This is a genomic window from Thiobacillus sp. (assembly GCF_018780105.1).
GTDB lineage: Bacteria > Pseudomonadota > Gammaproteobacteria > Burkholderiales > Thiobacillaceae > Thiobacillus.
The window spans coordinates 34,998-55,272 of record NZ_JADMKC010000002.1; the positions used below are offsets into that span (position 1 = coordinate 34,998).

The 20,275-nt window shown below is 64.9% G+C and carries 17 protein-coding genes and 1 tRNA gene; 11 read left to right on the top strand and 7 right to left on the bottom strand.

All coding sequences use genetic code 11. The features are described 5' to 3' along the window. Window positions 1-131 precede the first annotated feature (131 nt). Window positions 132-545: a hypothetical protein gene (locus IV098_RS00665; RefSeq protein ID WP_296885426.1), complete on the bottom strand. Its 414-nt coding sequence runs from the start codon at window positions 543-545 to the stop codon at window positions 132-134. A gap of 214 nt (window positions 546-759) precedes the next feature. Here IV098_RS00665 and IV098_RS00670 point away from each other — a divergent pair, with 214 nt between their 5' ends. Continuing rightward, window positions 760-1,482, top strand: coding sequence for a response regulator (locus IV098_RS00670; RefSeq protein ID WP_296885428.1), 723 nt, complete (start codon window positions 760-762; stop codon window positions 1,480-1,482). After that, window positions 1,479-2,801 carry an ATP-binding protein gene (locus IV098_RS00675; protein WP_296885430.1) on the top strand — a complete coding sequence of 441 codons (1,323 nt, stop codon included), beginning with the start codon at window positions 1,479-1,481 and terminating at the stop codon, window positions 2,799-2,801. Before IV098_RS00670 ends, IV098_RS00675 begins: the two co-directional genes overlap by 4 nt. A 9-nt stretch (window positions 2,802-2,810) precedes the next feature. On the opposite strand, the gene bioA is transcribed toward IV098_RS00675, so the two are convergent. Beyond that, window positions 2,811-4,133, bottom strand: a complete 1,323-nt coding sequence (gene bioA / locus IV098_RS00680; RefSeq protein ID WP_296885431.1) for an adenosylmethionine--8-amino-7-oxononanoate transaminase — start codon at window positions 4,131-4,133, stop codon at window positions 2,811-2,813. A 146-nt stretch (window positions 4,134-4,279) separates the two neighbouring features. On the opposite strand from bioA, the gene groES reads away from it, so the two are divergent. The 3 genes from groES to IV098_RS00695 all read left to right on the top strand — a co-directional run bounded on the left by groES (window position 4,280) and on the right by IV098_RS00695 (window position 7,094). Then, window positions 4,280-4,570 carry a co-chaperone GroES gene (gene groES, locus IV098_RS00685; protein WP_296885433.1) on the top strand — a complete coding sequence of 97 codons (291 nt, stop codon included), beginning with the start codon at window positions 4,280-4,282 and terminating at the stop codon, window positions 4,568-4,570. Window positions 4,571-4,633: 63 nt separating this feature from the next. Then, on the top strand, window positions 4,634-6,280 hold the full coding sequence (gene groL / locus IV098_RS00690) for a chaperonin GroEL (protein ID WP_296885435.1): 1,647 nt from the start codon (window positions 4,634-4,636) through the stop codon (window positions 6,278-6,280). Window positions 6,281-6,401: 121 nt separating this feature from the next. Further along, window positions 6,402-7,094 carry a 3'-5' exonuclease gene (locus tag IV098_RS00695; protein ID WP_296885438.1) on the top strand — a complete coding sequence of 231 codons (693 nt, stop codon included), beginning with the start codon at window positions 6,402-6,404 and terminating at the stop codon, window positions 7,092-7,094. Between the two features lie 62 nt (window positions 7,095-7,156). On the opposite strand, the gene IV098_RS00700 is transcribed toward IV098_RS00695, so the two are convergent. From IV098_RS00700 to IV098_RS00710, 3 genes are all read right to left on the bottom strand, one after another. Next, window positions 7,157-9,199 carry a cation acetate symporter gene (locus IV098_RS00700; RefSeq protein ID WP_296885440.1) on the bottom strand — a complete coding sequence of 681 codons (2,043 nt, stop codon included), beginning with the start codon at window positions 9,197-9,199 and terminating at the stop codon, window positions 7,157-7,159. Continuing rightward, window positions 9,196-9,522, bottom strand: a complete 327-nt coding sequence (locus tag IV098_RS00705; protein ID WP_296885442.1) for a DUF485 domain-containing protein — start codon at window positions 9,520-9,522, stop codon at window positions 9,196-9,198. The genes IV098_RS00700 and IV098_RS00705 overlap by 4 nt, the downstream gene beginning before the upstream one ends. A 144-nt stretch (window positions 9,523-9,666) precedes the next feature. Next, on the bottom strand, window positions 9,667-11,556 hold the full coding sequence (locus IV098_RS00710; RefSeq protein ID WP_296885444.1) for a DUF294 nucleotidyltransferase-like domain-containing protein: 1,890 nt from the start codon (window positions 11,554-11,556) through the stop codon (window positions 9,667-9,669). Between the two features lie 164 nt (window positions 11,557-11,720). Here IV098_RS00710 and IV098_RS00715 point away from each other — a divergent pair. After that, window positions 11,721-11,796, top strand: a tRNA-Phe gene (locus tag IV098_RS00715). Window positions 11,797-11,897: 101 nt separating this feature from the next. Here IV098_RS00715 and IV098_RS00720 read toward each other — a convergent pair. Continuing rightward, the gene (locus tag IV098_RS00720) at window positions 11,898-14,102 is read right to left on the bottom strand and encodes an EAL domain-containing protein (RefSeq protein ID WP_296885446.1); all 2,205 of its coding nucleotides are present in this window, start codon (window positions 14,100-14,102) and stop codon (window positions 11,898-11,900) included. A 19-nt stretch (window positions 14,103-14,121) separates the two neighbouring features. Further along, complete coding sequence (locus tag IV098_RS00725; RefSeq protein ID WP_296885447.1) at window positions 14,122-16,062, bottom strand: ATP-binding protein; 1,941 nt, start codon at window positions 16,060-16,062, stop codon at window positions 14,122-14,124. Between the two features lie 250 nt (window positions 16,063-16,312). On the opposite strand from IV098_RS00725, the gene IV098_RS00730 reads away from it, so the two are divergent. The 5 genes from IV098_RS00730 to IV098_RS00750 all read left to right on the top strand — a co-directional run bounded on the left by IV098_RS00730 (window position 16,313) and on the right by IV098_RS00750 (window position 20,220). Then, a complete protein-coding gene (locus tag IV098_RS00730; protein ID WP_296885449.1) occupies window positions 16,313-17,287 on the top strand; it encodes a D-alanyl-D-alanine carboxypeptidase family protein in 975 nt (324 codons plus the stop codon). A gap of 85 nt (window positions 17,288-17,372) precedes the next feature. Continuing rightward, entirely contained in the window at window positions 17,373-18,329 is a 957-nt protein-coding gene (locus tag IV098_RS00735) for an AEC family transporter (RefSeq protein ID WP_296885451.1), read from the top strand. Then, the gene (locus IV098_RS00740) at window positions 18,326-19,216 is read left to right on the top strand and encodes a 2-hydroxy-3-oxopropionate reductase (RefSeq protein ID WP_296885454.1); all 891 of its coding nucleotides are present in this window, start codon (window positions 18,326-18,328) and stop codon (window positions 19,214-19,216) included. The genes IV098_RS00735 and IV098_RS00740 overlap by 4 nt, the downstream gene beginning before the upstream one ends. 13 nt (window positions 19,217-19,229) lie before the next feature. Further along, window positions 19,230-19,601 (top strand): hypothetical protein, encoded by a 372-nt coding sequence (locus tag IV098_RS00745; protein ID WP_296885456.1) that lies wholly within the window; start codon window positions 19,230-19,232, stop codon window positions 19,599-19,601. A 49-nt stretch (window positions 19,602-19,650) separates the two neighbouring features. Continuing rightward, on the top strand, window positions 19,651-20,220 hold the full coding sequence (locus IV098_RS00750; protein WP_296885458.1) for a YceI family protein: 570 nt from the start codon (window positions 19,651-19,653) through the stop codon (window positions 20,218-20,220). The last annotated feature ends 55 nt before the right edge of the window (window positions 20,221-20,275 follow it).

Below are 20,275 nucleotides of genomic sequence, written 5' to 3' on the forward strand. Positions count from 1 at the left end.
TTCGATCCGTTGCAATAGTTAAAGTATCCGGCACAGGTGCTTCCTGATGTTTTCGCAGGTGTTACAGGTTGTTTCACGATCAGATAGCCGTGGCCGGCAGGCATGCCCACCGGCCACGCTGGATACCAGGCTTATTGCGCGGCCATCATGCCGTCGGCTTGCACGGTTTGCCGGGTCTGATACTGCTCCTGGTTCATCGCGCGGCGTTGTGCCATGTCTTGCTGCATGTCCGGCGTGCGGCTCTGCGACTGCGTGCGTGTTTGGGTCTGGGTCTGCTCACGTGTCCGGGTGCGCTCGCGCGTCATCTCGCCGCTGCCCTGGCCGCGTTGCTGTTGATACATGCCCTGGCCGCTGTGCTGGCTCAGGCCTTGGCCGCCTATGCCGCCCATCTGGGCCGAGCCTTGGCTGTGCATTTGTCCCATGCCACCGCCCTGGCCCCCACCCATGCCGCCGCCTTTACCGCCGGCTTGAGCATCAACTGTCGCGCCAAGTGCGATGAGGGCGGCAAAAACGGCTATCGTGGATTTTGATTTGGATTGCGTCATGATTCTGTTCCTTAGCTTGTGAATGGATGAGTGGTAATGACCACCAAGGATTCGTTTCCGCTGGCAGTGGACGCAGTATCCCGGGCAGGGGTTTCCGGGTTCTTTCGCATACGCTACAGCTTGTTACAGGTTGTTTCGCGGCGGTCAGTCGCAGAATGCTTGCCGGTAAGATGGCGTCATGCTGCCGTATCCCGGCGCAGTGGAGTGGAGGCACATGAGCGAAAACGCGACGCAACGGATACTGATGGTGGACGACGATGCTGAACTGCGCGAGTTGGTGACGTCTTATCTCGGCAGCAGCGGTTATCAGGTGGAGGGCGTGGGCGACGGCGTTGCATTTCGGGCCAGCATGGCGGCGCACGTGCCCGATCTGGTGGTGCTCGATCTGATGTTGCCGGGCGAGGATGGCCTGAGCCTGCTCAAATGGCTGCGTGCCGATGGCGGGCCGCCGGTCATCATCGTGTCCGCGCGCGGTGAAGAGGTGGATCGGGTGGTGGGGCTGGAAGTGGGCGCCGACGACTATCTGGCCAAGCCCTTCGGTCCGCGTGAACTGCTTGCCCGCGTGCGCGCCGTGCTGCGGCGCGGCAGCGGCAGAGCCGAAGCCAAAGAGGCCGACACCGACGCGCTCGCCTTCGGTCCGTTTCGTCTGGACCTTGCCAGCCATGTCCTGACGCGCGATGGCAGCGAAATAAGCCTGACTTCGGGTGAGTTCACCCTGCTGCGAATTTTCCTCGAACACCCCAACCAGGTGCTGACGCGCGACCATCTCATCACCCTGGTCAAGGGTTACGAACGCGCGCCGTTCGATCGCAGCGTCGACGTGCGGGTGACGCGCCTGCGCCGCAAGATCGAGCCCAATCCCGAGGCGCCGGTCTACCTGCGCACCATCTGGGGCGAGGGCTATCTGTTCTCGCCGCGCGGCGAGGTCGCGGCGTGACGCGGTTCGGCGAGAAACTGCGCAGCTCGCTGTTTCGCCGCACCGCGCTGACCGTCGCGGCGGGCCTGATCGTGTTTCAGCTCGCCTCGGGCACGGCGATCTTCTTCAATATCCTGCTGCCGCTGGCACATCGATCTGCCGACGATCTGGCCGCCCTGCTGGTGCTGTCCGCGCGCACCTGGGTGGAACTGCCCGCTGCCACACGCCCGGATTTCGAAGCGGAGCTTAAATTGAGCCATGGCCTGGATCTGACCGAGGCCCCCGTGTCTGCCGGCGACGAGGCTGGGCATCACCCCTATCTCAATTTCCTGCGGGCGGCACTCGCTGTCCGACTTGATTCCGCATCCACGCTTCGCGTGTCAGAAACAGCGGATGGGGTTTTCCATGCGGATATCCCGATGGCAAACCGGGTGCTGCGTTTCAGCTTTTCCCGGGACTTGCTGCCGCAGCGCCCCGCTTACGCGCTGGCCTGGAGTTTTGCCGCCGGCCTGCTGGTGACCCTGGTGCTGGCCTGGCTGCTCGCGCGGCGGATCACCGCGCCGGTCGCGCGGCTGGCGGAAGCCGCCCGCCAGATCGGCAGCGGTGAGCGCCCGCCGCGGCTGCCGGAGTCGGGCGAACGCGAGCTGGCCGGGCTGGCGCAGATTTTCAACCAGACGGCCAGCCAGCTCGCGGCGCGTCGCGAGAATCAGAGCACCCTGCTGGCCGGCGTGTCGCACGACCTGCGCAGCCCGCTCGGCCGCATCAAGATGGCGCTGGGCATGCTCGACGACGCTTGCGCCTCGCCCCTGATCGCGCGGATGGAACGCGACGTCGCGGAAATGGAAGCCCTCATCGGCGCGCAACTGGAGCTCGCCCGCGCCGAGGAGCGCGAGGTGGCGCAAGCCACCGACATCGACACCTTGCTGGCCGAGCTGATCGAGGCGGCGGAAGCACAGTCGCCCGGACACACCCGGCTGCGTGCCGATCCGCCAGCGTGCCATGCCGAGATCGCCGCGCTGGCGCTCAAGCGTATCCTCGCCAACCTGCTGGACAACGCGCTGCGCTATGCCGGTCCCGGGCGGCTGGAACTGGTGCGGCGGCGCTATTCGTGGGGGCTGCTGATCGGCGTGCGCGACCGCGGCCCCGGTATCCCCGCCGCGCAGCGCGAAGCGGTGTTCCGTCCCTTCTTCCGCCTCGACCCCTCGCGCAACCGCGCCACCGGCGGCAGCGGCCTGGGTCTGGCCATCGCGCGCCAGCTCGCCACCACGCAAGGCTGGAACATCGCCGTCAAGTCGCGCGTCGGCGGCGGCGCCAGCGTCTGGCTGGCGATTCCGCTGTAAGCGCGGGCGCTACGCCGACAGGGCCAGCAGGATCGCTGCGGCCAGCATCGCCATCTCGTCCGCTGTACTTACGTACGGCGGCATCACGTACACGGTGTGGCCGATCGGGCGGATGAACACTCCCTGCGCCAGCGCCTGCAGGTGGAAGCGGGTGGCGAATCCGGGCGTGGCATCTGCGACATCGAACGCCCAGATCATCCCGCGATGGCGAAAATGGCGCACCCGTGGGTGAGCGGCCACTTCCGCCAGAAGCTTGGTGAACTCAGCCGCCTTGCTGCGGTTGGCGGCAATGACTGCGTCGGATTCAAAGATGTCCAGCACCGCCAGCGCCGCCCGGCAGGCGAGCGGATTGCCGGTGTAGGAATGCGAATGCAGGAAGCCGCGCGCGGTGGCGTCGCCGTAGAACATGGCGTAGACCGCATCGGTGGTCAGCACCGCCGACAAGGGCAGATAGCCCCCGGTGATGCCTTTCGACAGACAGATGAAGTCCGGTTTGATCCCGGCTTGTTCGCAGGCGAACAGCGTGCCGGTGCGGCCGAAACCCACCGCGATCTCGTCGGCGATCAGATGCACCTGGTACTGATCGCATAATTCCCGGGCCCGGGTGAGATAAACCGGGTGATACATCGCCATCCCCGCCGCACCCTGCACCAGCGGTTCGACGATGAACGCGGCGGTGGTGGCGGCGTGTTCGGCCAGATGCGCTTCCAGCGCGTCGGCACAGCGCAGGGCGAAGGCTTCGGCTGTTTCGCCGGGTTCGGCCAGGCGCGCATCCGGAGTAGGCACCTGGACACTGTGGCGCAACAGCGGCGCGTAGGTGTCCTTGAACAGCGGAATGTCGGTCACCGACAGCGCGCCGACGGTTTCGCCGTGGTAGCCGTTCTGCAGGCTGATGAAGCCGTTCTTTTCCGCCTGGCCTGCGTTGCGCCAGAAGTGAGCGCTCATTTTCAACGCGATTTCGGTGGCCGATGCACCGTCCGAGCCGTAGAACGCGTGGCCGAGCCCGGTGAGTTTGCCCAGCCGTTCCGACAACTCCACCACCGGCGCATGGGTCGCGCCCGCCAGCATCACATGCTCGATTTTGCCGAGCTGGTCGGTGATCGCGGCGTTGATGCGTGGGTTGCAGTGGCCGAACAGATTCACCCACCAGCTCGAAATGGCGTCGAAATAGCGCCGCCCGTCGGTGTCGATCAGCCACGGCCCTTCGCCGCGCGCGATCGCCAGCGGCGGCACGGCTTCCAGTTGCTTCATCTGGGTACAGGGGTGCCAGACGGCCGCGCGGCTGCGTGCGACCCAGTCATCCGCCCCAACATTCTGCGTGCGCTCCGGCATTTAAATCGTCTCCGCCCTTGAAATTGTCATCTTGCGCCCCTACTATTAGCACTCGCCGGCGATGAGTGCTAACACAGCTCACTCGCCGCTATCTTTTTGTCGGCGGCTATTCCCCGCCCGTTACGCAACGCAATGGAGACTTTGTAATGAAAATCCGTCCTCTGCACGACCGAGTGATTGTCAAACGCATGGAAGAAGAGCGCAAGACCGCTTCCGGCATCGTGATCCCCGATTCCGCCACCGAAAAGCCCGACCAGGGCGAAATCATCGCCGTGGGCACGGGCAAGAAAGACGACCAGGGCAAGATCATTCCGCTGGATGTGAAAGTCGGCGACCGCGTGCTGTTCGGCAAATACGCCGGCCAGACCGTCAAGGTCGAAGGCGACGAGCTGCTGGTGATGCGCGAAGAAGACATCATGGGTGTGGTCGAGAAGTAATCGCTTCAACGCAAGCAAGTGCTCGCAACACGACCCAATCTCATTCAAATTCAGGAGTAAAACATGGCTGCAAAAGACGTACGTTTTGGCGATTCCGCCCGTCACCGCATGGTGGCAGGCGTCAACATTCTGGCTGATGCCGTAAAAGTGACCCTGGGCCCGAAAGGCCGCAACGTGGTGCTGGACCGTTCCTACGGCGCACCGACCGTGACCAAGGACGGTGTGTCGGTCGCCAAGGAAATCGAACTGAAGGACAAGCTCGAGAACATGGGCGCGCAGATGGTCAAGGAAGTTGCTTCCAAGACCTCCGACATCGCCGGTGACGGCACCACCACCGCCACCGTGCTGGCCCAGTCCATCGTCAACGAAGGCATGAAGTTCGTCGCCGCCGGCATGAACCCGATGGACCTCAAGCGCGGCATCGACAAGGCCGTCATCGCCATCGTCGCCGAACTGAAGAAAATGTCGGTGCCCTGCACCAGCAGCAAGGAAATCGCCCAGGTCGGCTCGATCTCGGCCAACTCCGATTCCTCGATCGGCGACATCATCGCCGGTGCGATGGACAAGGTCGGCAAGGAAGGCGTCATCACCGTTGAAGACAGCTCGGGTCTGGAAAACGAACTCGACGTCGTCGAAGGCATGCAGTTCGACCGCGGCTACCTCAGCCCCTACTTCATCAACAACCCCGACAAGCAGATGGCGCTGCTGGAAGATCCCTTCATCCTGCTGTTCGACAAGAAGATCTCCAACATCCGCGACCTGCTGCCCGTACTGGAGCAAGTCGCCAAGGCCGGCAAGCCGCTGATGATCGTCGCTGAAGACGTCGACGGCGAAGCGCTCGCCACCCTGGTGGTCAACAACATCCGCGGCATCCTCAAGACCTGCGCCGTCAAGGCACCGGGCTTCGGCGACCGTCGCAAGGCGATGCTGGAAGACATGGCCATCCTCACCGGCGGCACCGTGATCGCCGAAGAAGTCGGCCTGTCGCTGGAAAAAGCCACCCTGCAGGACCTGGGTCGCGCCAAGCGCATCGAAGTCGGCAAGGAAAACACCATCGTCATCGATGGCGCCGGCAACGCCGACATGATCAAGGGCCGTATCGCCCAGATCAACAAGCAGATCGACGAAGTCAGCAGCGATTACGACCGCGAGAAGCTGCAGGAGCGCAAGGCCAAACTGGCTGGCGGCGTCGCAGTGATCAAGGTTGGCGCAGCCACCGAAGTCGAAATGAAAGAGAAGAAAGCCCGTGTCGAAGACGCGCTGCACGCCACCCGTGCTGCCGTTGAAGAAGGCATCGTTCCCGGCGGCGGCGTTGCACTGCTGCGCGCCAAGGCTGCCGCTGCTGCAATCAAGGGCGACAACCACGACCAGGACGCCGGCGTGAAAATCGTGCTGCGCGCCATCGAAGAGCCGCTGCGCCAGATCGTCAAGAACTGCGGCGAAGAGCCTTCAGTCGTCGTCAACAAAGTGCTGGAAGGCACCGGCAACTACGGCTACAACGCCGGCACCAGCGAGTACGGCGACATGGTGGCGATGGGCGTGCTCGACCCCACCAAGGTGACCCGCACCGCGCTGCAGAACGCCGCGTCGATCGCCGGTCTGATGCTGACCACCGACTGCATGGTTTCGGACCTGCCGGATGACAAGCAAAGCGCTCCGATGGGCGGCGGCGACATGGGCGGTATGGGTGGCATGGGCGGCATGATGTAAGTTTGCCGGTTCCGTAGTGGATACCCGCGAGGGTGTTCAGCGGCCCCTAAGCCCCGCTTCGGCGGGGCTTTTTCATGGGCGCTCCGCTATCATCCTGCCATCCGTTCCGGGTGTGTCCATCGTGATCTGGCTCTTTTCCCGTCCTCGCCCCGTCTTGCCGCCCGCGCTTGCCGCGCGCTGCAACGCGCTCGCGCTTGAGCCAGTCCGCGATCAGGCGCTGGACGGCAGCTGGGTGGTGGTCGACGTCGAAACCGGCGGCCTCGACCCGCGTGCCGATCCGCTGCTGGCGATCGGCGCGGTCCGGGTGGCCGGCCTGGCCATCGACATGGTACCCAGTTGCGAGGTGTACCTGCGGCAGCGCGAGGCAACTGCGACCGACAATATCCTGCTGCACGGCATCACCACCGGGCAGCAACTCAACGCGCAGGAACCGGCTGCGGCCCTGCTGGACTGGCTGTCGTTTGCCGGTGGCCAGCCACGGCTGGCCTACCATGCGGCGTTCGACCGGATGGCGCTGGCACGCGCGAGCGAAGCCTGTCTGGGTTTGAAAGAGCGGGCGACCTGGCTCGATCTGGCGGTGCTGGCGCCGCTGCTGGTGAAGGACGGGCCGGGCTTCGACCGGCCGCTGGACGACTGGCTCGCCCATTTCCGAATTCCGGTTTATCAGCGCCACGGCGCCTTGTCCGATGCCTACGCCACCGCACAGCTGTGGCTGGCGCTGCTGCCGGCCGCGCGCGCGCACAAACTCACCCGGCTGCGGCAGCTCGACCGTTTCAGCCGCCAGGCGCACTGGTTCCGTTCATCTCAAAGCTGACGGTCGGGCATGAAAAAGCCCCCGGCTGTGACCCCGGGGGCTGAATCAGGCAACAAGTCTGTTTAATGGGCGCTGGCGGCCTCCGCGTTGATGCCGGTGTTCTGGCGCACGTAGAGCTCTTCCCACATTTCTTCCGCGCGCTTGTCGCGGAACAGCAGCGAGCCGAGGATCACCATCAGGAAACCCAGCGGGATGGAAATGAGGCCGGGGTTCTTCAACAGGAAGAACGGCTTCTCCAGCCCCGCCATGCTGGTGGTCTGGCCTTCCATTTTCTTCAGCGTCCCTTCGGCCTTGGCGATGTCCTTCTCCAGCTTGGCGATGTCCTTCTGCGCCGCTTCGATCGCCTGGGTGTCGGTCAGGCTTGGCAATGACGCCTGCAGGCTTGCCAGCTTCTCCGGCGCGCCCGGTTTGGCCGGTTTTTCCAGTGCGGCAGGCTTGGCCGGTTCGGACTTGACGCAGCCGTCCAGCGCAAACAGTTCGCACGCAAAGCTGCTGGCCTCGACCGCCGCCACCGCCGGTTTGGCAGGCTGCGCCGGTTCGCCCTGCAGCACCTTCTGGGCGTCCTTGATCGCGGTCTTGGGGTAAGTCATGTTGGGCGACACCAGCACCAGCGCGATGGCGGAAATCGCGCCTACCAGCATGCCCAGCACGATGCCGTAGGTGTTGGCGCGCTTCCAGTACAGTGTGAGGAACACCGCCGGCAGGTTGCTCGATGCCGCCACCGCAAACGCCAGCGCCACCAGGTGGGCCACGTTCTGCCCCTCGGCGGCAATACCGACGATGATCGCGAGCACCCCGACAATGACGGACGACACCCGCGCGGCAATCACCTGCTCCTGCGGCGAGGCATGGTCGCCCTTGATGACGCCGACATAAATGTCGTGCGCCATCGCCGACGCTGCCGCCAGCACCAGGCCGGCCACCACGGCAACGATGGTGGCGAAGGCCACCGCCGCCACGAAGGCGAGGAACAGGTTGCCCAGCACCGAATCGGCGCCGCCGCCAGCGTATTGCGCCAGCAGGGGGGCGGCCATGTTGCCGCCCGGGTCCATATTCGAAATGACGCCGGAGCCGACGTTGATCGCCGCGCCCATGCCGAGGAACAGGGTCAGCACGTAGAAGCCGCCGATGATGCCCATCGCCCACAGCACCGAGGTACGCGCAGCCTGCGCTGTCGGCACGGTGAAGAAGCGCATCAGGATGTGCGGCATGCCGGCGGTCCCCAGCACCAGCGCCATGCCGAGCGAGATCTGGTCGATCGGGCTCTTGAGGAACAGGCCGGGTTCGAGGAAGCGCTGGCCGAGTTCCTGCGGCGTCATCGTGGTGGCGGCATCGCCGACCAGCTTGGCGACCTGCGCCTGCACCTTGGGATCATCGACCACCGCCTGCAGGAAGCCGGGCAGCGAAAAGCCATACTGGCTCCAGGTCAGCAGCACCAGCAGGATGGAGGCGGTGACCAGCAGCACGGCCTTGATGATCTGCACCCAGGTGGTGGCCTTCATGCCGCCGAACACCACATAGGCCAGCATCAGCACGCCGACCCCGATCACTGAAATGTAGTAGTCGATGCCGATCAGCGTCTTGATCAGCACGCCGCCACCGACCATTTGCGCGGTCAGGTAAAAGGTCGACACGGTGATGGTGGACAGCGCGGCCACCGTCTTGGAGGCCTTCGGGTGGTTGCGGAAGGCGAGGATGTCGCCCAGCGTGTATTTGCCGATGTTGCGGCACGGCTCGGCGATCACCAGCAGCACGGTGATGTAGGCCACCAGCCAGCCGACCGAGTACATGAAGCCGTCGTAGCCGTACAGCGAAATCAGGCCGGCAATGCCGAGGAAGGACGCTGCGGAGAGGTAATCGCCCGCAATCGCCCAGCCATTCTGCAGGCCGGTCACCGAACGTCCGGCCGCGTAGAACTCCGACGTCGTATGCGTCTGTTTGGCTGCCCAGAAGGTGATGTACATGGTGATGGCGATGATGGCGCCGAACACCGCGAAGGTCATCCACTTGTACTCGTCGGCCACTGCGCCGGTGCTGGCACAGGCGATACCGGAAGACAGCAGCGCCGCAGCGCCCGCGATCAGGGACGGCGTGCGGCGGATCATTCTGCACCTCCGATCGAGCGGGCATCGCGCACGATTTCTGCAGCCATGGCGTCGTATTCGCGATTGGCGCGGCGGGCGTAAATCCCGGCGATGGTCCAGGCCACGATGAATTCGGACAGGGCGAACAGAATGCCCACGTTGACCGGGCCCCACACCTTGATTTTGAACAGATCCTGGAAGTAGGCCGCGCCCACCGGCAGCAAAAAGTAATAGGCGGTGGAAAACAGCATCAGTCCCCACAGGAACGTGGTTTTCTTCTTGTGCAGTGCCTGAAACCGCGGATCCTGATCGATCGCGGCCCAATCCGGTTGTGCGCTTGACATGGGAAGCCTCCTGGCTGGTTGATAGGTGTTGTTATCGGTCCACGCCCCGATCCTGCCAGGGCGGGATTTCGCACCTTAGCCCAAAAACCGTATGCGGAGTAGGTACAAAGCACCCAGTGCCCGATCCCGCGCGATGTGGCGGACTCAGAACTCGAAATAGCGTTCCATCACGCCCTGCAGTTTGCGGCCCTGCCGGAAAGCCTCTTTCAGGATGCGGCGATCCAGTGCATTGAGCGCATCGGGGTCGATGCGGTTGCCGACGGCCTCTCCCCGGGTTTGCTGCGCGTGCTGGTGGCGCAGGCGCAGCAACTGGATGAAATGAAACGCCGCCACCCAGGATTCCACTGTGTCCGCCGCGAGGTTCCAGCGCTGCGCCGCCGCCCGCAGCCGGGCGGCCGTGCCGGTTGCGTCGACACCGGCGTACAGCGCGAAAATCCGTGCGGCATCGACAAACGGTGTGATGCCATTGAGTTTGAGGTCGAGGGCGGGCGCCTCGCCGCCGTCCGACGACAGCACGAAATCGCGCACCAGCCCGAGCGGCGGCCGATGGGCGAGCGCGTTTTCCACCATGTGCCGGAGGAACAGCCGCTGATTCTGGATGCTGCCGTTGAGCCATGCGCGCAGTTCGTCGCTCAGTTCACGCGTGCCGTACAGCGGCCGGAAGTCGAAGAAAATGCTGGCATGCAGCAGCGCCGGCGCGTCGCCGCGATGGATCCAGTTGGCAAAGGTGGCGCGCCAGTCTTCCGCGCTCAGGCACCAGGCCGGATTGCTGGCCATGATGCCGCCCTTGCACAGCGGAAACCCGCAGGCCGCCAGCCGCTGGTTGACCCGTTCGGCAAACGCCAGCAGGGCAGCACGCTCGGTCGCCGTGGCGTGGCGGTAGATCAGCGCGTTGTCCTGGTCGGTGGCGAGGGTCTGCTCCATGCGCCCTTCCGAGCCCAGCGCGAGCCAGCACCAGGGCACATCGGGCAGCGGCGCGGCACGGGCTTCCAGTTCGATCACCCGCTGCGTCAAGCGGTCGTTGAGGCCCGACAGGATGGCCGTCAGGTTTTCCGCATCCATGCCCTGCGCCAGCAGGCTGTGCGCCAGCGCACCGATCGACTGCGCCAGCGCCGGCAGGCTGGCCGGGTCCCCGGCACGCGCGATGGCCCCGCCGATGCCCTGCATCGACAGCCGGCGCAGCGCAAACACATCTTTTTCCGAGATCACCCCGATCAGCCGGCCGTCTTCCACCAGCGGCACATGGTGGATGCCGTGGCGGGCCATCAGCAGCAAGGCCTCCGCCACCGTCGCCGTGCTGGCCAGCGTCGCCGGAGCGGCCGACATCACCGCAGCGATCGGCGCGTCCAGCGACACGCCGGCCAGCGTCACCCGCCTCAACACATCCTTCAAAGTCAGAATGCCCAGCGGCCGGCCAGCGTCGTCGCACACCACCACCGAGCCCACCTGCGCGGCATCCATCGCCGCCAGCGCATCGCCCAGCCGCGTCGCGGGCTCCGCGGTCAGCGGCGGCTGCTGAACCAGGCTGCGCACCGGACGCGAAAAGCGGCGCTCATCGTCCTGCGCCAGCGCGTATTCGGATTGCACCGCTCGCTGCGAGTGCTCCAGCAGGCTTGCGATACGGCGCGTGCAGAAATCGCTGAACGTCCGGCTTCGCTCGAGCAGCGCATGAAAATCGGCCGTTGCCAGCCGAAAGCAGAAACAGTCGCTGGCCGCTACATACCGGTTCGCCACCGCCCGTCCCGCCAGCAGCGCCCCCAGCGGAAACAGCTCGCCCGCGTTCAGCTGTAGCAAGCGGGTGTCGCCCTGCCCCGGCGCCTCGGCTTCGATCGCCCCCTGCCTGACGATGAAAAGACCGTCCGGCGCGCCGCCGGCGTCCAGCAGTGTCATCTCCTGAGGAAAATAGACCAGCGACAGGCGCTCCACCATCCAGGCCAGATCGGCCTGCGTCATGTCGCTGAAAGGGGCATGCACGCGTAACGCGTCGAGCGTGGCTTGCTGCATGCTGTTGGCGAAGGAATCCGTTGCGACCATGCAGCCATGTTAGTTGATCCCGACGCGGACGTGCCGTGCGCATTCGGGTTGGCGAAACCTGTCCGGTTGCGGTGTGAGCAGGTGAACCGGCCGTGGAAACTGGCTGGGCACGCCGTTTTTCCTTGACGCGCCGGGCTCAATCCGGTTAAATTGCGCCCTCTTTTGGCCAGTTAGCTCAGTTGGTAGAGCAGCGGATTGAAAATCCGCGTGTCCTTGGTTCGATTCCGAGACTGGCCACCAGCATTCTGTTTACTGCCTGTCTTTTGGGCAGAAAATGTAAAAAACCCCGCAAGCTTGCTTGCGGGGTTTTTTACATTCCAACCCTCGATGCGGCTGCGTACTCAGCCTGTAGCCAGGCTGTCGTGATGGGCAAAGCCGCGCATGCTGCGACTGAGCAGTTCAGAAGACTCGTGGGCGGAAATCGGCGGGCTGTAGTAATAGCCCTGAATTTCGTTGCATTGCATTTCTTGCAGGCGCAGCAGCTGCGCTTCGCTTTCCACGCCTTCTGCGATGACGTTGAGGTGCATGCCGCGCCCCATGGCAACCATGGCGTTGACGATGGAGACGTTTTCTTCGCGGTCGAGTTCCTGAATGAAGGACTGGTCGATTTTAAGGGTGTGGATGGGGAAGCGCGACAGATACTTGAACGAGCTGTAGCCAGTGCCGAAATCGTCGATGGCCAACCGGATGCCGGCGGCCGACAGCCGGCCAAGCTTGATGGCGTTGGCCTCGAAATCGCGCATCAGCAGGCTTTCGGTGATTTCCAGTTCGAGCTGCTTGCCGTCGAGCGAATACACCTGCAGCGCGCGCATGACGTTTTCGACGAAGTCGGGGGTTTCGAGCTGGCGCGCCGAGATGTTGACGGACAGCCGCACCGGCGGCAGGCCGGCGGCGCGCCAGGCGGCGATCTGCGCACAGGTCTGGCTGAGCACCCAGTCGCCGATCGGGACGATGATGCCGGCTTCTTCGGCCACCGGAATGAATTCGCCGGGCGTGAGCAGGCCGCGTTGCGGATGCCACCAGCGCAGCAGGGCTTCGAAGCCGCGCACTTCGCCGCTCAGGGTGTCGACCTGGGGCTGGTAGAACATGACGAATTCGTTGTGCACCAGGGCGCGGCGCAGGTCGGCCTCGATCTGCATGCGCTCCGAATACGGCGCCTGCATGCCGGATTCCCAGAACTGCAGGCGGCTGCGGCCGAGGGACTTGGCCTGGTACATGGCGATTTCGGCCTGGCGGATCAGGCTGTCGATGAGGTCGCCGTCTTCCGGGGTCACGCAGGCGCCGATGCTGACCGAAATATAGACTTCGTGGCCTTTGACGTGCACCGGCTTGGACAGCACCTGGGTGATCTTGCGGCAGATGTGTTCGACGTCGCTGCGCGAAACCAGGGTCGGCAGCAGCACGGCGAATTCGTCGCCGCCCAGCCGCGCCAGGGTGTCGCCTTCGCGCAGGCACTGGCGCAGTCGCGCGCTGACGGCGAGCAGCAGTTCGTCGCCGACGGTGTGGCCGAGCGAATCGTTGATGACCTTGAAGTGGTCGAGATCGAGGCTCAGGACGGCCAGGGGCTGCTGGTTGCGTTTGGCTTGCGCCAGCATGAGGCCGAGGTGGTCGCGGAACAATGCGCGGTTGGGCAGGCCGGTCAGCAGGTCGTGGTAGGCCTGGTAGTGCACGGTTTCCTCGGCCTGCTTGCGTTCGGTGACGTCTTTGGCGACGCCGTAGCTGCCGATGAAACGCTGTTCGAAGGCGCTGGCCTTTTCGTCGTACATGCCGGTGGCGGTGAGCTCGACCGATTTGCACAGGCCGTTCATCAGGCGCGGGCGGCGCATGCCGGGATTGCACTTGAGGCGGATTTCGGTGTTGCGCGCGCTGCGGTCGCCGGCGCGGCGTTCGTTGAAAATATGTTCGGCGCGGGCGAAGTCGTCTTCGTGCACCACCATGCTGTAGTGCTGGCCCAGCAGTTCTTCGCGGCGGTAGCCGAGCAGGCTTTCGACGCGGTCGTTGACGAAGGAGAAGCGGCCTTCGACGTCCAGGGTGTAGATGAAATCGGGCGAGCTGTTGACCAGGAAGCGATGCCACTTTTCCGACTGCTGCAGGCGCTGCAGGATGTGGTTGTTTTCGCGTTCCAGGCGGCGTTGCGTCAGCGTGTTGTCGATGCGGCGCAGCAGTTCTTCGGGTTCGTAGGGCTTGCGTACGAAGTCGGTCGCGCCGCCGCGCAGGGCGCGGATGGCGGCGTCGATGGCGCTTTCGCCGGACACCACGATCACCGGCGTGTCGATGGCGCGGTCGGCAATGAAGCGCAGCACTTCGTTGCCGTTGAGATCCGGCATGCCGAGATCGAGCAGGATCACGTCGAACTGCTGCTTGCCGATCGCGACCAGGGCTGCGCGTCCGCCGTCGGCCGTCACCACGTCGTAGTTGCGGGCGCTCAGCAGGCGCGACAGGCCTTCCAGAATCAGCGGCTCGTCATCGACCAGCAGCAGGCGGGAGCGTACCGGGAAGGTGCTGACTGTACTGGACAGGGAAGGATCGATAGGGCTGTTGGACATTGAGTTCTCCTGGCGTGGGTTACATAGACCCGTAACGCGTTGTCGTGAGAGTGGTTTGCCCGTTGTGCAGCGTGGGCAGATGGATAAAGAAATGGGTGCCTTGCGGACTGCTTTGGCAGCTGAGCTGGCCGTTCATGCGTTCGATCAGGCTGTGGCTGATGTTGAGTCCGAGGCCGGCGTGTTCGCCGCCTTTTTCGCTGACCAGCGGCTCGAACAGATGGTCGACCACCGAGGCGGGCAGCCCGGGGCCGGTATCGGCCACTTCGATTTCGATTTCGCGCTGGCCGCCGGCCTCGATCAGACGCGTGGTGAATTTCAGGTGGCCGCCTGCAGCCATGGCTTCCACCGCGTTTTTGGCGAGGTTGAACAGCACCTGCTTGAGCAGGTCCTTTTGCAGCGGCAGCGGCGGCACTTCCGGATTGAGATCGATCTGCACGCTGACGTTGTTCGGCGTGAACAGGGTGCCGAGCGACATCCGCACCAGCTCGGACACGATGGCGTTGACCGATACCAGTTCAAGGTCGCCAACCGGCGCGAGCGATGGGGATTCTTCGCTGGCGGTGATGCCGCGCACGATGCGCCCGACCCGCTCGATTTCGTCGCTGATGATGCTGAGGTCGCGCTGCACGGACGAATCCGCGCCCAGCTTGTCGGACAGCAGGTTGACATAGTTGCGCATGATGGTGAGCGGGTTGGCCACCTCGTGCACGGCGCGGCGGGCGCGCTCGCGAGGAATGTCGTCGCTGGCCGCAGGCCGTATGGCGGGGACGGCTTGCGGCGGGATGATGGCTGCGGGGGCGACTGTCACAGGCGCGGCGCGGGGGCGCAGGGTCTCGGCGTATTCGGCCAGGGTGAAGCGCCACAGCGGGGACATGCCGAGTCCCGGATTCGCATCGCCGGCCACCAGCACGCCGGTCTGGCCGTCGGGCAGCGGCAGCGGCTGGCAGAGCAGTTGCGACACCCCCAGCAGTCGGGCGATTTGTTCGTCGACCAGCGCCCCGTCCGCCGCGCCGCATTCGAACTGCTGTGGCGCGCTGCGCACCAGCGAACGCGGCAGCGCCGAATGGCCGTCGTCTAGCGGTATCGCCAGGGCGCTCAGGCCGGGTGCGCTCGCGAGCCAGACGCTTGCGCGCAAGTAGCCATCGGCAGCGGGGGTAAACAGACAGGCGCGCTCGATGCCGAACAACGCCCGCAGCGTGTCCTGCAACAGGGTGAACGGCTGGGCGTCTTTGCTGGCCTGGCGAAAATGGCTGTTCAACGCCGACTGCGCGGCTTGGCCGGCATACAGCCGGGCCAGCCGGTCGAAGCCGGCGCTATGGCTGGTCGCGCCCGCGTCGAGCAGGCCGAAGCGCAGTGCCAGCTGGCGCACCTGAACCTGGGTGTCGGCCAGCAGCTGGGCCGCCTCGCCCGCGCCCATCTGCAAGGCGGCGAGCGCCGCGCGCACGTCCACGCTGTCCACCGCGTCGGCGCGGGCGACCAGTTGATAGGCCAGTTGCACGATGCGCACCAGCGGATGCGCCGCGCGGCCGCGCGCCAGCGGCTCGGCGTGAAAGCGCGCTGCGTCGCTCAACCAGCCATTCGGGTCGAGTTCAGCCAGGTAATCGGCGGAATGCGCGGGCGGGGAGCGATTGGGCGTGAGCGGACTGGCGGTCGGCGTGCCGGGTTCAAGATAATTTGCAAGGTTGTGGGCGAGTCCCGCGGTCCAGGCCGCCTCGGCATCGACGACGCCGGCGCGCAGGGCCAGCGCTTGCGCCAGATGCGCCACGCTGATGGATTGCCGCCAGCTGGACGCATAAGGCATCTGCGCCGCACCCGTCGCAACCGGCGCAGCAAGCAGCACTGCCCGCAGCAAATCCGGCTGGGCAGCAAAATCGGCGGGCAGCAGCCGCAGGCGTAGCGCGAGCACGGGGTCGCAGCGTATGCAGGCGGCAAACTCGGTCTGCGCGATGTCGCCGCGCATCAAGTGCTCCAGCGCCTCGGCAACGATGCCGGGGGCGCAAAGACAGACCGTTAGCTCCGATTTTTTTAGTAAGTTATTCGGAAGTTCTCGCATGTGGTTGCTTTATATATTGATTTTTGCTAAACCGTCAATCCATGAGTTAGGATATTTACGTGTGCCCCGGGAACTGTTGTTTTCAAGTTTCGGGGCTAATGTCCGTATTGATACACTGGCGCGAATTCACCGCCGCACTCTATTGAAGCGGATGCATATGAAAACTGTACTTGCCGGATTGATTTTGTTGGGCGCACACGCCGGTGCCGCCGCGTTCGATGGCCAGGCTTCCCTGCAGTGGAGCCCATCGGGGGCTGCGGTCGTGTCGGCGGCGCCCCGCATCGAGTCCGATTACTACACGGACATGCCGGAGCTTTCCGCGCAGTCGGTGCTGGTCTTCGACCAGGCCAGCGGGCAGCCCTTGCTGGCAAAAAACGCCAGCATGCAAACGCCGATTGCCTCGATCACCAAGCTGATGACGGCGATGCTGGTGCTGGATGCCGGCTTGCCGATGGATGAATCCATTGCCCTGACCAATGAGGATCGCGACACGCTGAAGGGCACCGGCTCGCGCCTCGCCGTGGGCGCCAGCTATACGCGCGGCCAGTTGCTGCACCTGGCGCTGATCGCGTCGGACAACCGTGCCGCGCACGCGCTTGGTCGCACCTATCCGGGCGGACTGGAGCGTTTCGTCGCCACCATGAACCGCATGGCGCACGTGCTGGGCATGCACGACACGGTGTATGTCGAGCCCACCGGCCTGTCGAGCGACAACCGTTCGACCGCGTTGGACCTCGCCAAGCTGGCCGATTATGCGTACCAGAACTTCCCGGAAATCCGCCATATCAGCACCTCCGGGCATTACACCCTCGATGGCCAGCGCGTGGTGGTGCAGAAGAAGCGCAAGCAGCCCAAGGTCTATTACCGCAGCGTGGCGTTCAACAACACCAACCGGCTGACGCGCATGGACGACTGGAACATCGGCCTGTCCAAAACCGGCTTCATCAACGAAGCCGGGCATTGCCTGGTGATGCAGGCGCAGGTCGCTCAGCGCGACGTCATCATCGTGCTGCTGGACGCAACCGGTTCCAACCGCCGTGCGGGCGATGCCGCGCGGATCAAGCAGTGGCTCGAATCGAGCAGCCCGGCGCACCGCGCAGACAACCGTCACACGCCCGCTTCACGTACCTGAACTCTCCTTACCCCGGTTGCGGCGTCCGTCCGCAGCCGGCCGGCGGCGTTATGATGAGCGCCCCCCCTTGCTGCCTGTTTTCCGCATGTCCCCCGATCTTGCGCAGCAACTGCTGCTGAAAACCCTGCTGCCGCTGGCTTTGCTGATTGCAGCGGGCGGCATCTGGCCGCGCTGGCAAAGCGGCATTTCCATCGTCGGCCTGCGTGGCGAAATCAACCGGCTGGTGCTGAATTTTTTTGCACCCATGCTGTTTTTTGCAGCGGGCGCGGCGGCCACGGTCGACCTGAGCCTGCTGCAGGTGCCGCTGATTCTGGGGCTGGCCACGCTGGCGGGCCTCGGTCTGGCCGCACTGGCGTTGTACGCCACCCCGCTCGGGCGCGATCTGTCGCGCCCCGCGCGCGGCACCATCATGCTGACCGCAGGCTTCGGCAATGTGCTGTTTTTCGGCTACCCCCTGCTCACCACGGTGTTCGGCGAGCCCGGCGCACGCTATCCGTTTTTTGCCGACATGCTGGCCGCCACGCCGCTGGCGTGGTCGATCGGCGTATGGATCGCCTTTCGCTGCGGCAAGCACACCGAGCACGCGTCGTTTCTGTCGATGTGGCTCAGATTGCCGCCGGTATGGGGCTTTGCCGCCGGGCTGGCGGTCAACCTGTCCGGCCTGCCGCTGACGCCGCTGATCGAGGCGGCGCGCTGGGCCGGCAGCCCGACCATTCCGCTGATGCTGTTCGTGCTGGGACTGACCATTCCGTGGCATGACCTGCGGCCGCAAAAAGCCGTGTATGTGTCGCTGACCATCAAGCTCGCGCTGATGCCGCTGCTGGCGCTGGGCATCGCGCTGGCATTGCCGGGCAAGCTGACCGAGCCGGCCGAGGCCGGGGTGCTGGAAGCCGCCATGCCGACCATGGTGATGGTCATCGCGCTGGCTGATCGCTTCGGCCTGGACACCCGTCTGGCCGGGCTGATCATGGGCTGGTCAACGCTGGCCGGATTGGTTACGCTGCCATTCTGGTTGGTCGTCGTGAAAGGACTCGCATCATGAAAATCGGATTTATCGGCAGCGGCATCATGGGGCGTCCGATGGCGCTCAACCTGCTGCGCGCGGGTCATCAATTGTTTGTGTACGGGCGCCGTTTCGATCGGCTCGAGCCGATGCTGGTCGCCGGTGCGCTCGGCAAGGGCACGCCGATGGAAGTCGCGGCCGAGGCGGACATCAGCTTCACCGTCGTGTCCGACACCACCGATGTCGAGCAGATCATTTTCGGTGACCGCGGCCTGGTGCACGGCGCCAAACCCGGCCACACCATCGTCGACATGAGCACCGTGGCACCCGCTGCCACCCGCCGCATCGCCGCAACGCTGGCCGAACGCGGCGTGCACATGCTCGACGCGCCGGTGTCGGGCGGCGAAGTCGCCGCGCGCGACGGCACGCTGTCGATCATGGTCGGCGGCGACGCGCCGATTTTTGAGAAAGTGCTGCCCTTGTTCGACGTGCTGGGCAAGAACATCGTCCACGTCGGCGGTCACGGCGCGGGCCAGGTCGTCAAATGCTGCAACCAGATCGTGGTCGGCCTCACCTTTGAAGGCGTCGCCGAGGCGATTCTTCTGGCGCGGCGCAACGGCGTCGATCCGGTCAAGATGCGCGAGGCGCTGATGGGCGGCTTCGCCGGCAGCCGCATCCTCGAAGTGCATGGCCAGCGCATGCTCGACTCCAATTACAAGCCGGGCTTCAAGGTCAAGCTGCACCACAAGGACATGGCCATTGTCATGGACAACGCGCAGGAAACCGCCACCCCGCTGCCCGGCGCTGCGCTGATCGCGCAGCAGATGAACGCGCTGATGGGTGCCGGCGACAGCGAACTCGATTCGTCGGCCCTCATGCGCGCCCTCGAACGCCTGGTCGGCAGCCCACTCGGCAACGGCAAATGAGCGGTCGCGCCTGATGAGTAGCAAGGAGCGCGTCGTCTTCCTCGACCGCGCCGCCTTCACCGCGGACGAGCTGCCGATCCCGGGCTTCGAACACAACTGGAGCGAATACCCGGACAGCGAAACGGCCGATATCGTGCCGCGGCTGTTCTGGGCCACCACCGCGATCACCCATGCGTGCGCGCTCGATGCCGAAGCGATCGGTCAGTTGCACAAGCTCGTCCGCATCATCGTCACCGGGCCCGCGCTGGTTGATGCGGATGCGTGCGCTGCGCGCGGAATCGTCGTGCAGCCCCTGCCCGAGCATGAAACCGCACGCGCTGCAGCAGGTCGAAAGTTGATCGATCTCCTGGAAGCGCTCGTAGACGCGGCCCGGCAAACGCGCTAGCCGTCCCGCTGCTACGCTTCCTGCGGGTCTTGCGCCTGAAGGGAAAGCCATGCCGCGAACCCGAAGACTGACGTTACTGCTCCTGGCGCTGCTGGCCGCGCCGGCCTGGGCCGCGACCTACCGGCTCGATCCCGGCCACACCACCCCGCAATTTGCGCTCGACCATCTCTGGTTCTTCACCGAGCGCGGCCGCTTCACGCGCGTCGAGGGCAGCCTCGAATACGATGCCGGGCAAGCCAGCGGACGCCTCGAAGTCGTCATCGATGCCCGCTCGCTCGACACGGACAACGAGGAGCGCGACGCCATCCTCAAGGGGCCAGACTGGTTTGATGTCGAGCGCTATCCGAGCATCGTCTTTCGCAGCCAGCGCTTCCTGTTCGAGCAGGGTCGACTGGCCGCGATCGAGGGCAGCCTGACGATGCTGGGTGTGGCCCAGCCGATGCGGCTGGAGATCGCCCGCATTCAATGTGGCTCGACGCCGGCTTCCGCAAAACAGACCTGCTCGGCCGAAGCACACGGCACCCTCCGGCGTTCCCGCTTTGGCATGCACAGCGGCCTGCCTTTCATTGGCGATGAAGTCCGGCTGCGCATCCAGGCGAGGACTTTTCCGCAAGACTGAATACCGGCGGGACCCGCCCGGGCTCGGGCACAATACGTGTTGTCTTGCGCACAAC